The 12,771-nt window shown below is 57.2% G+C and carries 12 protein-coding genes; all 12 read left to right on the top strand.

Annotation, left to right across the window (positions count from 1 at the left end; all coding sequences use genetic code 11):
- A partial coding sequence (locus ABJK70_RS00455; RefSeq protein WP_347257249.1) for a cyanophycin synthetase occupies positions 1-423 on the top strand: 423 nt, incomplete at its 5' end.
- Positions 414-1,496 carry a phospho-N-acetylmuramoyl-pentapeptide-transferase gene (mraY, locus tag ABJK70_RS00460; RefSeq protein WP_077728486.1) on the top strand — a complete coding sequence of 361 codons (1,083 nt, stop codon included), beginning with the start codon at positions 414-416 and terminating at the stop codon, positions 1,494-1,496. The genes ABJK70_RS00455 and mraY, both read left to right, overlap by 10 nt.
- Positions 1,497-1,499: 3 nt before the next feature.
- Positions 1,500-2,885 carry a UDP-N-acetylmuramoyl-L-alanine--D-glutamate ligase gene (murD, locus tag ABJK70_RS00465; RefSeq protein WP_210023770.1) on the top strand — a complete coding sequence of 462 codons (1,386 nt, stop codon included), beginning with the start codon at positions 1,500-1,502 and terminating at the stop codon, positions 2,883-2,885.
- The gene (gene ftsW / locus ABJK70_RS00470) at positions 2,882-4,081 is read left to right on the top strand and encodes a putative lipid II flippase FtsW (RefSeq protein WP_077728484.1); all 1,200 of its coding nucleotides are present in this window, start codon (positions 2,882-2,884) and stop codon (positions 4,079-4,081) included. Before murD ends, ftsW begins: the two co-directional genes overlap by 4 nt.
- Positions 4,066-5,142 (top strand): undecaprenyldiphospho-muramoylpentapeptide beta-N-acetylglucosaminyltransferase, encoded by a 1,077-nt coding sequence (gene murG / locus ABJK70_RS00475; RefSeq protein WP_086135153.1) that lies wholly within the window; start codon positions 4,066-4,068, stop codon positions 5,140-5,142. Before ftsW ends, murG begins: the two co-directional genes overlap by 16 nt.
- Entirely contained in the window at positions 5,117-6,574 is a 1,458-nt protein-coding gene (murC, locus tag ABJK70_RS00480) for a UDP-N-acetylmuramate--L-alanine ligase (RefSeq protein ID WP_077728482.1), read from the top strand. Before murG ends, murC begins: the two co-directional genes overlap by 26 nt.
- Positions 6,575-6,630: 56 nt before the next feature.
- Positions 6,631-7,503 (top strand): UDP-N-acetylmuramate dehydrogenase, encoded by an 873-nt coding sequence (gene murB, locus ABJK70_RS00485; protein ID WP_077728481.1) that lies wholly within the window; start codon positions 6,631-6,633, stop codon positions 7,501-7,503.
- On the top strand, positions 7,504-8,460 hold the full coding sequence (locus ABJK70_RS00490) for a D-alanine--D-alanine ligase (RefSeq protein ID WP_077728480.1): 957 nt from the start codon (positions 7,504-7,506) through the stop codon (positions 8,458-8,460).
- Entirely contained in the window at positions 8,447-9,229 is a 783-nt protein-coding gene (locus tag ABJK70_RS00495) for a cell division protein FtsQ/DivIB (protein ID WP_077728479.1), read from the top strand. The genes ABJK70_RS00490 and ABJK70_RS00495 overlap by 14 nt, the downstream gene beginning before the upstream one ends.
- Before the next feature lie 28 nt (positions 9,230-9,257).
- On the top strand, positions 9,258-10,493 hold the full coding sequence (gene ftsA, locus ABJK70_RS00500) for a cell division protein FtsA (protein WP_077728478.1): 1,236 nt from the start codon (positions 9,258-9,260) through the stop codon (positions 10,491-10,493).
- A gap of 49 nt (positions 10,494-10,542) precedes the next feature.
- Positions 10,543-11,688 (top strand): cell division protein FtsZ, encoded by a 1,146-nt coding sequence (ftsZ, locus tag ABJK70_RS00505; RefSeq protein WP_077728477.1) that lies wholly within the window; start codon positions 10,543-10,545, stop codon positions 11,686-11,688.
- Positions 11,689-11,820: 132 nt separating this feature from the next.
- Entirely contained in the window at positions 11,821-12,735 is a 915-nt protein-coding gene (gene lpxC / locus ABJK70_RS00510; protein WP_077728476.1) for a UDP-3-O-acyl-N-acetylglucosamine deacetylase, read from the top strand.
- Positions 12,736-12,771: the final 36 nt, after the last annotated feature.

Genomic DNA, 12,771 nt, shown 5'->3' on the forward strand with positions numbered 1-12,771 from the left:
CCGGGGCGCGTCGAGCCGGCAAACGGCATTCGAGGATCCTTGTTGATTAACGATGCCTACAACGCCAATCCCAATTCCTTTCGGGCCGCTCTAAATGTGCTACGGCAGCTTTCGGGCGAGCACTGGGTTGCCTTGGGCGCATTCGGCGAACTGGGTGAGGCGAGCGCGGAGTTGCACGCCGAGATCGGCCGCCAAGCGAAAGCGATGGGCGTGGCTCGGTTATTTGCCGTGGGCCCGAATGCGGACCGGGCGGCGGAGTCTTTCGGCGAAGGTGCTCTGTATTGCCAAGAGCAGGACCAGTTGATTGAACAAATACGACAGCAGATTAACGAGAACGTTGTGTTATTGATTAAAGGTTCACGCAGTCAACATATGGAGCGGGTAGTAGAGGCATTGCGGGAGCGGAGCGATCTATGCTGCTGATACTGGCAGAGGCTCTCCAAAAGTACTTCGACGTTTTTCGCGTCTTTCAGTATCTGACGTTACGAGCCATTTTGGGCGTGTTAACCGCCCTGATCATTTCATTCATTGTCGGACCGGTGATGATCCGACACCTCAGTAAATATAAAGTCGGACAGAGTATCCGGAGCGACGGGCCGCAGAGCCATTTTTCCAAAGCAGGAACCCCGACCATGGGCGGGGCGCTCATTCTGGTGTCGATAGCGATCAGCACCCTGCTTTGGGCCGATCTCAGCAATCGCTATGTGTGGGTCATTTTGCTGGTCACGCTGGCATTCGGCCTGGTGGGTTTCGTCGACGATTACAAAAAGCTGGTACTGCGCAATAGCGACGGCTTGGCCGCACGACACAAGTACTTTTGGCAGTCCGTGGTCGGTATGGCGGCAGCGGTGTTTCTTTATGGCACTGCCACGGTCTCGACCGAGACTCAGTTCATTGTGCCGTTCTTCAAGCAGGTTGTGCTGAACTTGGGTTTCGCCTATCCAATTCTGGCCTATTTCGTGATCGTAGGTTCGAGCAATGCGGTGAACCTGACCGATGGCCTCGACGGCCTCGCCATCATGCCGACGGTGCTCGTGGGCGGTGCTCTCGGCATCTTTGCCTACGTCTCGGGCAACGTGAACTTTGCCGAATACCTAGGCATTCCGTTTATACCCAAGGCGGGCGAGTTGGTGGTATTTTGCGGCGCCTTGGTGGGGGCCGGGCTCGGATTTCTTTGGTTCAACGCTTATCCGGCTCAGGTCTTCATGGGCGATGTTGGTGCCCTGGCGCTGGGCGCCGCTCTCGGAACACTCGCTGTTTTGGTCCGGCAAGAGATCGTGCTGATGATCATGGGCGGCGTGTTCGTCATGGAGACCTTATCGGTGATGCTTCAGGTCATTTCATTCAAGCTCACCGGTCGCCGTATTTTTCGCATGGCACCTATTCATCATCATTTCGAGTTAAAGGGATGGCCGGAACCGCGCGTGATCGTACGCTTTTGGATCATCACCGTGATTCTGGTCTTGATTGGACTCGCGACCTTGAAGTTGAGGTGAAAGATGGCGGCAAACGCAGAGGTTTATCTTGATGCCGTAAATCCATTGGACAAACTCGGATTGGACCGCCGCTCCGCGCGTGTTCTGATTTTCGGGTTGGGCAAGACCGGTCTTTCGGTAGCGCGTTTTCTGGCAGGCCAAGGTATCGAATTTGCGGTGACCGATACTCGGGAATGGCCCCCGTGTCTGGCAGAATTGCGCGAGACTTGCCCCGACGCCGGAGTCTTTCTGGGCGGCCTTCACAGTGCGGCATTCTCGGCCGCTACCCATTTGATCGTTAGCCCGGGCGTGCCGTTGGACCAGCCGAAAATCAAGGAGGCTCAACGGCGGAAGATACCGGTATTCGGCGATCTCGATCTTTTCGCATGCATGGCGAAAGCGCCCATTCTGGCGATCACGGGAGCGAACGGCAAAAGTACCGTAACGACACTAGTCGGCCTGATGGCGGAAGCCGACGGCAGGAATGTGCGAGTGGGGGGGAATCTCGGTACACCGATGCTGGAGCTTCTGGACGACCGAGCGGAGCTTTACGTTCTAGAGCTGTCGAGCTTTCAGTTGGAGCGTTCCTCGCTTTTAAGGCCGGACGCAGCGACCGTTCTCAACATCAGCCCCGATCATATGGATCGCTATCCGGACATCCAGGCTTATGCCGATGCCAAGCGACGAATTTTTCGCGGGCAGGGCGTAATGGTGCTGAATCGCGACGATCCTATGGTTGCGGCGATGGTGGAACCGGATCGACGCTGTGTGTGGTTCGGCTTGCGAGAGTCGGGTGTCGATTACGGCATTTCGGTCGCCGACGGAGCGGAGTGGCTGACAAGTCACGGCGAGTCGCTGATCCGGACTGAGAAAATCGGTATTCAAGGACGCCATAATGTATCCAACGCCCTGGCGGCCGTCGCGCTGGGAGAAGCGATCGGCTTGTCGCAAGCGGCCATGATCAATGCGCTCGAAAAGTTTGAGGGGCTGGCGCATCGCATGCAAACGGTGGCGGAAATCGACGGCGTCACGTGGATTAACGACTCCAAAGCCACCAACGTCGGTGCGTGCATGGCGGCCTTGGCCGGGTTGCATTCCAAGGCAATACTGATTGCGGGGGGGGATGGTAAGGATGCAGAATTCTCCGTACTCAGACCCGTAGTCGCCGAAAAGGTGCGGGCGGCGGTGCTGATGGGCAAAGACGCCCCGTTGTTGGAAACGGCGTTGAGAGATGTCGTTCCCACGGTCCGCGTCGAAAATATGCGTCAGGCGGTCCGGGCTGCACGGTCCTTGGCGCAGCGTGGCGATTCGGTTCTGCTGGCTCCGGCATGTGCCAGCCTCGATCAATACAAGGACTATCAGGAAAGGGGACGGGTGTTCACGGAAGAAGTCATGGGGCTTTCGCCATGAGGGCGAAAGTGACAGTCCGCGGGCGCGGGTTGGTGCTGCATTGGGGGGACCGGCGCTTTTATTTGGACACTGTCTTATTGGTTGCGTCCTTAGGGCTTCTGCTCCTCGGTTTCGTAATGGTTGCCTCGGCCTCTCTGCACCTCGGGGAGAAACTCGCCGAGGACAGCTTTTATTTCCCCCGACACCAGCTAGTCCACATCGCTCTCGGTCTTTGCGCCGGTTGCGCCGTCGCCTCGGTCAAGTTAGAGTCATGGCAGAAATCGTCGTTGAGCTTGTTCCTGTTTGGGCTCGTTCTACTGGTCGTGGTTTTGATGCCCGGCGTCGGCAAGGTCGTGAACGGGAGTTCGCGCTGGATCAACTTATTCGGCATACGGGTTCAGGTTTCCGAGGTATTCAAGCTCATCGCCGTCATTTATACGGCAAGCTATATCCACCGTCATCTCCGCACGGTGCGCGACTCGGTTCAAGGAATGATCCGGCCTCTGGCGCTGCTATCCATAGGTGCATTACTGCTGCTCATGGAGCCCGACTTCGGTGCGACTGCGGTAGTCATGGCGACGGCACTGGGCATGTTGTTTCTGGGTGGTGCGAGATTATGGCAGTTCGGCGTACTGCTCGGCCTAATGACATTTGCCGGGGTTGGGCTGATTTACAGCGCTGAATACCGTTTGAAGCGCGTACTCAGTTTTACCAATCCCTGGGAACATCCGCTCGATACCGGTTTTCAGCTTACCCAGGCCCTGATCGCGTTCGGTCGCGGCGAGTGGACCGGGGTGGGTTTGGGTTCGAGCGTGCAAAAGCTGTTTTATTTGCCGGAGGCGCATACCGACTTTCTCTTTTCCATCATTGGCGAAGAGTTGGGATTGGTCGGTACCACCGCTGTTATCTCGCTGTTTATGCTGATTGTTTGGCGTGCGCTCGTAATAGGTCAGCTGGCCGACCGGGCTGAGAACCGCTTTGGTGCGTTCGTTGCTTACGGCATCGGTATTTGGTTTGGACTTCAATCGTTTATCAATATGGGAGTGAATATGGGCATGTTGCCCACGAAAGGACTGACCTTGCCGCTGATGAGTTACGGCGGCGGAAGCATGATGGTTATGTGTGCGGCATTAGGACTTTTATTTCGGGTTCGGAGCGAAGCCCTCGAGGCTTATGCCGCGGCGCCCAGGGTTAGGGCCAAATGGGCGCACGTCTGATGATCATGGCCGGCGGTACCGGCGGTCATGTGTATCCGGCCTTGGCGGTCGCGCGGGAGCTTTTGGCGCGGGGGCACGAGGTAGTCTGGATGGGGACTCGGTCCGGGTTGGAGGCTCGAGTCGTGCCGGCGGCCGGTATCCCCGTGGAATGGTTGTCGGTGTCAGGTTTGCGCGGCAAGGGCTGGTTAGCCAAGTTGAGTTTTCCGTTCATGCTGACGAAAGCTTGCTTGCAGGCATTGTTCATTTTGCGTCGCGTCAAGCCGAGCGTGGTTCTCGGGATGGGGGGATTCGTCTCGGGGCCGGGGGGGCTTATGGCGCGTCTGCTGGGTATCCCCTTGGTGCTTCATGAGCAAAACCGCATTCCAGGAACTACCAATCGCTGGCTCGCCCGGAGGGCGCAAGCGGTATTGGAAGCTTTTCCCGATAGTTTCGCACCCAAGTTGGGAGCGCTCTGTACCGGAAATCCGGTACGGCAAGAAATTGTTTTTCTTAAACGAGAAATCGGGGCCGGATGGGACGAGCCCCTTAAGATTTTGGTTCTCGGAGGTAGCCAAGGCGCCAGGGCTTTGAACGAGATCGTGCCGGAGGCCCTCGCGAGGGTTGAGATGCCGATTCGCGTTTTTCATCAGACCGGAGAGGCGATGCGGGCAAAAACAGCGGTCCGGTACGCACAATTGAGACTGTCGGCGCGGATCGAAGCATTTGTCGAGGACATGGCCGAGGCTTACGCCTGGGCAGATTTGGTGGTTTGCCGTTCGGGAGCGATGACGATCAGTGAGCTGACCGCGGCGGGGTTGCCGTCGATCTTGGTTCCGTATCCATACGCCATAGACGATCATCAGACTCACAATGCCCGGTACCTCGTCGATAATGGAGCGGCCGTGCTGATTCCTCAGGCCGAGCTGTCCGCGGAGCGTCTTGCCGAAGAAATCACCGCCCTGATGCAGGAACCGGCCCGACTGAAGGCCATGGCGGAGCGCGCATCGGCCCTGGCGAAGCCGGATGCGGCCCAGGTGGTAGCCGAAATCTGCCTGAATGAGGTCGACCGTGAAGCTGCCTGAGCAAATCGCGGGACAATACGGCATGAACCGCATCCGTCGGATTCACTTCGTCGGGATCGGCGGCACCGGCATGTGCGGCATTGCCGAGGTTCTTCTAAATCTCGGGTATCAGGTCTCGGGCTCGGATCTTAATGAAAATGCCAATACACGGCGCTTGGCTGAACTCGGCGCGAAAATATTCTTCGGTCATGCGCCCGTGCATATCGCGGAATCCGAGGTCGTGGTCGTATCCAGTGCCGTCAATCGATCCAACGTGGAAGTCGATGCTGCACGTTCCCAGAAAATTCCGGTCATTTCGCGGGCGGAGATGCTCGCCGAACTGATGCGGTTCCGCTACGGCATCGCCGTAGCCGGCACCCACGGCAAGACCACGACGACCAGCCTGACATCCAGCGTACTTGCCGAAGCCGGACTCGATCCTACATTCGTTATCGGAGGGCGCCTCAACAGCGTAGGCACCAACGCTCAGCTCGGCAAAGGCTCCTATCTTGTCGCCGAGGCGGACGAGAGCGATGCCTCTTTCTTATATTTGCAGCCCATGATTGCCGTGGTCACCAATATCGACCGGGACCACATGGAGACCTATAGCGGTGATTTCAGCAGACTGAAGAGGGCCTTCGTCGAATTCTTGCATCATGTGCCGTTCTACGGTCTGGCCGTGCTGTGTCTGGACGATCCGGGCGTCAGGGATATTCTGCCGGAAATCAGTAAGCCGATGAAAACCTACGGTTTCAGTCCGGAAGCCGACATCCGGGCCGTGAATATCCGTCAAGACGGATTGCGTTCGCATTTTTCGGTGCTTAGGTCGGGGTGCGATGAACCGCTCGACGTGAGCCTAAATCTCCCGGGGCGGCATAACATATTGAATTCATTATCAGTAATTGCCATCGCTGGAGAATTGGGTATTTCCGACGAGATCATACAGCGTGCTTTGCTGGGATTTCGGGGTATTGGACGGCGTTTTCAGATCAATGCCGAGGTACCTTTCGGCGGCTCCTTCGTCACTTTCGTCGACGACTACGGGCATCACCCGCGAGAGATTGCGGCGACCCTCGACTCGGCGCGCCAAGCCTGGCCGGACCGGCGGCTGGTATTGGTGTTTCAGCCGCATCGCTATACGCGGACGCGCGATCTGTTCGAGGATTTTGTGCAGGTTCTGTCCAAAACCGACGTTCTGGTGCTACTCGATGTCTATGCCGCCGGCGAAGCGCCGGTAATCGGCGCGGACGGGCGGGCATTATCGAGGGCGATCCGGGTGCGAGGCCAGATCGATCCGGTTTTCGTCGAAAAGGTAAGCGACCTGGCTGAAATCCTTCCGGGCATAGTCGAGCCGGGCGATGTCGTTTTGACGCTCGGGGCCGGAAGCATCGGGCAAGTTGCTGTCGAATTGCCGTTGTGCTTGACCGACATGCCGGTCGGAGCAATCCAGTGACTGCGGTCTGCGAAGATGGGATAAGCGCGGTCAGTTCGCTCGGTTTAAGGGGCGAGATGCGCTATAACGAGCCACTGGCGAACCACACCTCCTGGCGCGTCGGTGGACCGGCCGATCGCTTTTACTTGCCGGCCGACGCGGACGATTTGGTTCTGTTTTTGCGTTCGCTGCCTCCCAATGAACCGGTTTTCTGGCTGGGCCTGGGCAGTAATCTGCTGGTTCGGGACGGCGGAATCAGAGGTACGGTTATCTGTACCCGAAATCGTTTGAGAGTACTCCGGCGTTCAGGTTCCGGACGCATTTATGCCGAGGTGGGCGTGCCTTGCGCTCACGTGGCCAGATTTTGTTCGGAACAGGAACTGACCGGCGCCGAATTCCTGGCGGGAATTCCGGGCACCATGGGCGGCGCCCTTGCAATGAATGCCGGGGCATTCGGCGGCGAGACATGGCCCCTGGTGGCGCGGGTGGTGACGGTCGACCGTTCCGGTACGTTGCGGGACCGCAGCGGGGGCGACTTTCTCGTTGGCTACCGCAGCGTGAAGGGGCCAGAGAACGAATGGTTTTTGGCTTGTGAGCTCCGGCTTCAGTCTGGTGATGCGGTTGCCAGCCGCGAACGAATCCGGGCGTTGCTGGCTAAACGAAGCGCATCGCAGCCCATCAATCTGCCGAATTGCGGCTCGGTGTTCCGGAACCCGGTGGGCGATCATGCTGCGCGCCTTATCGAAGCCTGCGGGCTCAAGGGGTATCGCATGGGCGATGCATGCGTTTCCGAAAAACACGCCAATTTCATCATTAACACGGGTGCGGCCAGGGCGGCCGATATCGAGGCTCTGATAGGGTTCGTCCAGACGACCGTTGAGCAGACATTCGGGCAGCACTTGATTCCCGAAGTTCGGATCGTGGGCGAAAAATCGACGAGGAGAGATTGAATGAGCAAGCGAATCCTGAAATCGGCTGAATTTGGACGTGTTGCCGTGTTGATGGGCGGTGCCGCCGCGGAGCGCGAAATTTCTTTGAAGAGCGGTCAGGCGGTTTTGGCGGCCTTGTTGAAAAATAACATCGATGCGGTCGGCATAGATGTAACGAGAAATCCGATACAGCCGCTGCTCGAACAACATTTTGACCGCGTGTTCAACGTGATCCATGGAAGGGGTGGCGAAGACGGCGTTCTTCAAGGGGCTCTGGAAGCCTTGGGACTGCCCTACACCGGAAGCGGTGTCCTGCCGTCGGCCTTGAGCATGGACAAGCTCAGGACCAAGCTGTGCTGGCTCGGAGCGGGATTGCCGACGCCGCGCTGGATGAAACTTCAAGGGCCGGAGGACGTAGACCGGTGCGCCGATCTGCTGGGATTCCCGGTCATCGTGAAACCCGCTCAAGAGGGTTCCAGCATCGGAATGGGGCGGGCCGAAAATAAAATCGAATTAATGGAAGCATGGGAACGCGCTTCACACTATAATTGCGCGGTTTTTGCGGAGGCTTGGATTGTCGGTCGGGAATATACAGCCGGCGTGCTCGACGGCGAGCCGTTGCCGTTGATTCGCTTGGAAACGCCCCATTCTTTTTACGATTTCGATGCCAAATATCGCGCCGAGACCACTCGTTATCACTGTCCGGCCGGACTTCCCCGTGAAGAGGAGGCCGCTCTCCAGAAATTGGCTCTACAAGCTTGCGATACGCTCGGCGTGACCGGCTGGGCTCGGGTGGATCTTTTGGTCGATCAAGATAACCAGCCGTGGTTGATCGAGGTCAACACGGTTCCCGGCATGACCGACCACAGCTTGGTTCCGATGGCGGCGAAAGTGGCGGGCTTATCGTTCGAGGACTTGACGTGGCGAATATTGGAAACGAGCTTCCCGCGTCGCGGAGAGGGCGATGCCGAGGCCTAAAGCGGTGCCCGTCAGGGCATTGTTCTTTTTTGGGGTCGTGGCTCTCTGCGGTCTGGCTGCCATGAGTGTCGATCTCGGGCAGATCAAGGGTTTCATGCCCATACGTTATGTGCGCGTGGAGGGGGAGATTCGGAATCTCGATGCGGCAGAGTTCACGAGGACTTTGCTGCCGTTGACCCAGGTCGGATATTTTCTAGTGGATACGCATGGCATTGAAGAAGCCGCCAAATCATTTCCTTGGTTAGACAGCGTTCAGGTTGCTCGGCTCTGGCCCGATACCTTGCTGCTGAAAGTCGTTGAGCAAAAACCGGTTGCCCGCACCAGCGACGGTGGGCTGATCAACGATCGCGGGGGGCGGTTTTCGCCCGGAAACGTCCAGTCCTATGTGAAGTTGCCGATCCTCGACGGCCCACCGGGACAGGAAAAGCAGCTTTTGAGCATGCTTTATCTATTGAACGGGAAGTTAAAGCAGAAAGGTATGCGAATCGATTCCTTGAAGCTCACGGGGCGGCGGGCGTGGAGCGCTCGTCTGGCCAGTGGCGTGGAAATCGAGTTCGGAAAACAAGATCCGGCTCTTGCGCTGGAACGTTTGCTGACGTTATTGCCGCGCTTGGGCGAAGCGCGAATTGCGGCGCTCCAGAAAGTGGACTTGCGCTATCCGAACGGGTTTGCAGTGATTTTCAGACCGCAATCCCAAGCGGATCTTGTTTCTCTGGCCCAACCCGATTGCATCGCGCGCGGCCGAATTCGGAGCAGGATATATACCTGACGTGAATTAAAAACAAAGATTCATTGCAATGGCTAGAAAATCAGATCGGAATCTCATCGTTGGCTTGGATATCGGTACCTCCAAGGTGGCTTGCATCGTCGGTGAGATAAACGAGGACGGTGAAATCGAGGTGGTCGGTATCGGTACCCATCCGTCCCGCGGCCTGAAAAAGGGTGTGGTGGTCAACCTGGAGACCACGGTTCAATCGATCCAGCGTGCCGTCGAGGAAGCCGAATTGATGGCGGGATGCCGGATTCAGTCGGTCTATGCGGGCATCGCGGGCAGCCATATCAGCAGCATGAATTCGCACGGCATCGTCGCCATCAAGGAGAAGGAAGTAACCCAGAGCGACGTGGATCGCGTAATCGATTCGGCGCGCGCGGTTGCCATCCCGGCGGATCAGAAAATCCTTCACATCCTGCCGCAGGAGTTCGTGATCGATAGGCAGGAAGGTATCAAGGAACCGGTCGGCATGTCGGGAATCCGTCTCGAAGCACGGGTGCATATCGTAACCGGCGCGGTCAGTGCGGCGCAGAACATCATCAAATGTATTCGTCGGTGCGGCCTGGACGTCGAGGACATCATCCTGGAACAGCTTGCGTCTTGCACGGCGGTGCTGACCGAAGATGAGAAGGATCTCGGCGTATGCTTAGTAGACATCGGTGGAGGAACCACCGATGTGGCCGTATTCACCGACGGAGCCATTCGCCATACGGCCGTCATTCCTATTGCCGGAGATCAGGTAACCAACGACATCGCGGTGGCGCTTAGGACGCCGACCCAGTTCGCCGAAGAAATCAAGATCAAACACGCTTGTGCGTTAACCCAATTGGCCAAGCTGGAGGACACCATCGAGGTGCCCAGTATCGGCGACAGGCCGGCGCGCCAGATTTCCCGCTTGAATTTGGCTGAAATCGTCGAGCCTCGCTACGAGGAGCTGCTGTTGCTGGTGCAGCAAGAGCTGCGTCGGAGCGGTTTCGAGGACTTGATCGCGGCCGGAATCGTGCTGAGTGGCGGCAGCGCCAAGGTCGAGGGATTGGTGGAGTTGGCGGAAGAAATTTTCCACATGCCGGTACGCCTGGGTTTGCCGCAGTATGTCACCGGTCTGACCGATGTGGTTCGAAATCCGATTTACGCGACGGGCGTCGGACTGCTTCTATTCGGCAAGCAGCACCAGACGCTGGCGGGGAGGTATATGCCCTTGGGAACGGGCTTTAAAGGGTTGTGGGCAAGGATGAAGAGTTGGTTCACGGGTAATTTTTAGGATCGAAAATTCCCCGGAGTGGAAATGCAGTTAAGACGGGGTGGAAACAATGCAATTCGAACTAGTGGATTCTTATAGCCAAAACGCGGTTATCAAGGTAATTGGCGTCGGGGGCGGTGGTGGAAATGCTCTCAACCACATGGTCAACAGCCATGTCGAGGGCGTTGAATTCATATGCGCCAATACCGATGCGCAAGCTTTGAAGAACATTCGGGCCAAGTCGGTCATTCAGCTGGGAAATGCACTGACCAAGGGGCTTGGAGCGGGAGCGAATCCGGAAATCGGCCGACAGGCCGCCTTGGATGATCGCGATCGCATCATGGAAGTTCTGGAAGGTGCGGACATGGTGTTTATTACCGCCGGCATGGGCGGCGGAACCGGGACTGGAGCGGCTCCGGTGATTGCCGAGATTGCCAAGGAAGCGGGTATTCTTACGGTTGCCGTGGTCACCAAACCGTTTCCGTTCGAAGGCAAGAAACGGCGTAGCGTGGCGGAAAGAGGCATCGAGGAGCTCGGTCAATTCGTCGATTCGCTGATTACGATTCCGAACGAGAAGCTGTTGCCGGTATTGGGCAAAGACGTCAGCTTGATCAATGCCTTCGCTGCCGCGAACGATGTCCTGCTCGGCGCGGTGCAGGGCATCGCCGATCTCATTACCCGGCCGGGGCTCATCAACGTGGACTTCGCCGATGTGCGTACGGTAATGTCCGAGATGGGCATGGCGATGATGGGTACCGGTGTGGGTACCGGCGAGCACCGTGCCCGCCAGGCAGCCGAAAAAGCCATCGCCAGTCCCTTGCTCGAAGACATCAATCTTCAGGGCGCGCGTGGCGTTCTGGTCAACGTTACGGCCTGCCAAACTCTCTCGATCGGCGAGTTCAGCGAGGTGGGCGACGCCATAAGAGACTTCGCTTCGGATGACGCGGTCGTCGTGATTGGTACGGCCATCGATCCGGAGCTGGACGATGAAGTGCGCGTTACGGTGGTGGCGACGGGACTAAACAACCAGCGGCAGGCGAACGAAGCGACGATCAAGTTGGTGCATAAGCACACGGGTGAGATCGATTATGATCAATTGCAGCGTCCGACTGTAATTCGCAAGCAGCCCAAGCATGATGTTCGGGCGGAAGCGAAGAAGGATATGGATCTCGATTACTTAGATATTCCGGCGTTCTTGCGCCGTCAGGCCGATTGAGAAAGTAGCGAGGACGCTTCGGTCCGCCCCCACTGGTCTGAGCCCTGCGTAGTTCGTATGCTTGGGCGGTTTAAACTGTGCAGGGCTATATGAGGGATTTTTGGGGATAGTCAGACAAGATAGGTGAGTCGAATGATCAGGCAAAGAACACTAAAGAACGTTATTAGAGGTACCGGAGTCGGGTTGCACACCGGAGAGAAGGTCTATCTGACCCTCCGTCCGGCTGCTCCTAACGCGGGTATTGTATTCCGGCGCGTGGACTTGCCTGAACCCGTCATCATCGAGGCAAGGCCGGAAAATGTCGGCGAAACCACCCTATCGACAACCCTCGTCAAGGGGGACGTGAAGATTTCCACCGTCGAGCATCTCCTATCGGCGTTCGCCGGGCTCGGAATCGACAATGCCTATGTCGATGTGAGCGCGCCGGAGGTACCCATTATGGACGGCAGCGCCGGCCCATTCGTGTTTCTCATTCAGTCGGCGGGCGTGGAGGAGCAAAACGCACCGAAGCGTTTTATTCGGATAAAGCGCAAACTTAGGGTTGAAGACGGTGATAAGTGGGCTAGTTTTGAGCCTTATGACGGCTTTAAAGTTACCTTTACGATCGATTTCGAACATCCGGCTTTTCGCAAGGATGTGCAAACGGCCAGCATCGATTTTTCATCGACATCTTTTGTTAAGGAAGTGAGTCGAGCGAGGACCTTTGGCTTTATGCGCGATATCGAAGCCTTGCGCAAACGCAGGCTGGCCCTGGGAGGCAGCATGGATAATGCGATAGTGGTGGATAACTACCGCGTCTTGAACGAAGATGGGTTGCGTTACGCCGACGAGTTCGTAAAACACAAGATTCTGGATGCGATCGGGGACCTTTATCTCCTCGGACACAGTCTGATCGGTTCGTTTACCGGCCATAAATCCGGCCATGGTTTGAACAATCGACTGCTGATGGAGCTGCTCAAGCAAAGGGATGCCTGGGAATCGGTGACTTACATGGAAGACGACGTTCTGCCGATTTATTTCATGAGGGCGGCGCAGGCCGCTGGCTGATTCCTTTTCTCTCTGGACTGGTCAGGTCCAGGCGAA

The organism is Methylocaldum sp. (assembly GCF_039794385.1).
In the GTDB taxonomy this organism is placed as follows: domain Bacteria; phylum Pseudomonadota; class Gammaproteobacteria; order Methylococcales; family Methylococcaceae; genus Methylocaldum.

Bases quoted from the DNA above. Each gene is read 5' to 3' on its own strand.
- mraY (WP_077728486.1), top strand. From the start codon at position 414: ATGCTGCTGATACTGGCAGAGGCTCTCCAAAAGTACTTCGACGTTTTT.
- murD (WP_210023770.1), top strand. From the start codon at position 1,500: ATGGCGGCAAACGCAGAGGTTTATCTTGATGCCGTAAATCCATTGGAC.
- ftsW (WP_077728484.1), top strand. From the start codon at position 2,882: ATGAGGGCGAAAGTGACAGTCCGCGGGCGCGGGTTGGTGCTGCATTGG.
- murG (WP_086135153.1), top strand. From the start codon at position 4,066: ATGGGCGCACGTCTGATGATCATGGCCGGCGGTACCGGCGGTCATGTG.
- murC (WP_077728482.1), top strand. From the start codon at position 5,117: ATGAGGTCGACCGTGAAGCTGCCTGAGCAAATCGCGGGACAATACGGC.
- murB (WP_077728481.1), top strand. From the start codon at position 6,631: ATGCGCTATAACGAGCCACTGGCGAACCACACCTCCTGGCGCGTCGGT.
- ABJK70_RS00490 (WP_077728480.1), top strand. From the start codon at position 7,504: ATGAGCAAGCGAATCCTGAAATCGGCTGAATTTGGACGTGTTGCCGTG.
- ABJK70_RS00495 (WP_077728479.1), top strand. From the start codon at position 8,447: ATGCCGAGGCCTAAAGCGGTGCCCGTCAGGGCATTGTTCTTTTTTGGG.
- ftsA (WP_077728478.1), top strand. From the start codon at position 9,258: ATGGCTAGAAAATCAGATCGGAATCTCATCGTTGGCTTGGATATCGGT.
- ftsZ (WP_077728477.1), top strand. From the start codon at position 10,543: ATGCAATTCGAACTAGTGGATTCTTATAGCCAAAACGCGGTTATCAAG.
- lpxC (WP_077728476.1), top strand. From the start codon at position 11,821: ATGATCAGGCAAAGAACACTAAAGAACGTTATTAGAGGTACCGGAGTC.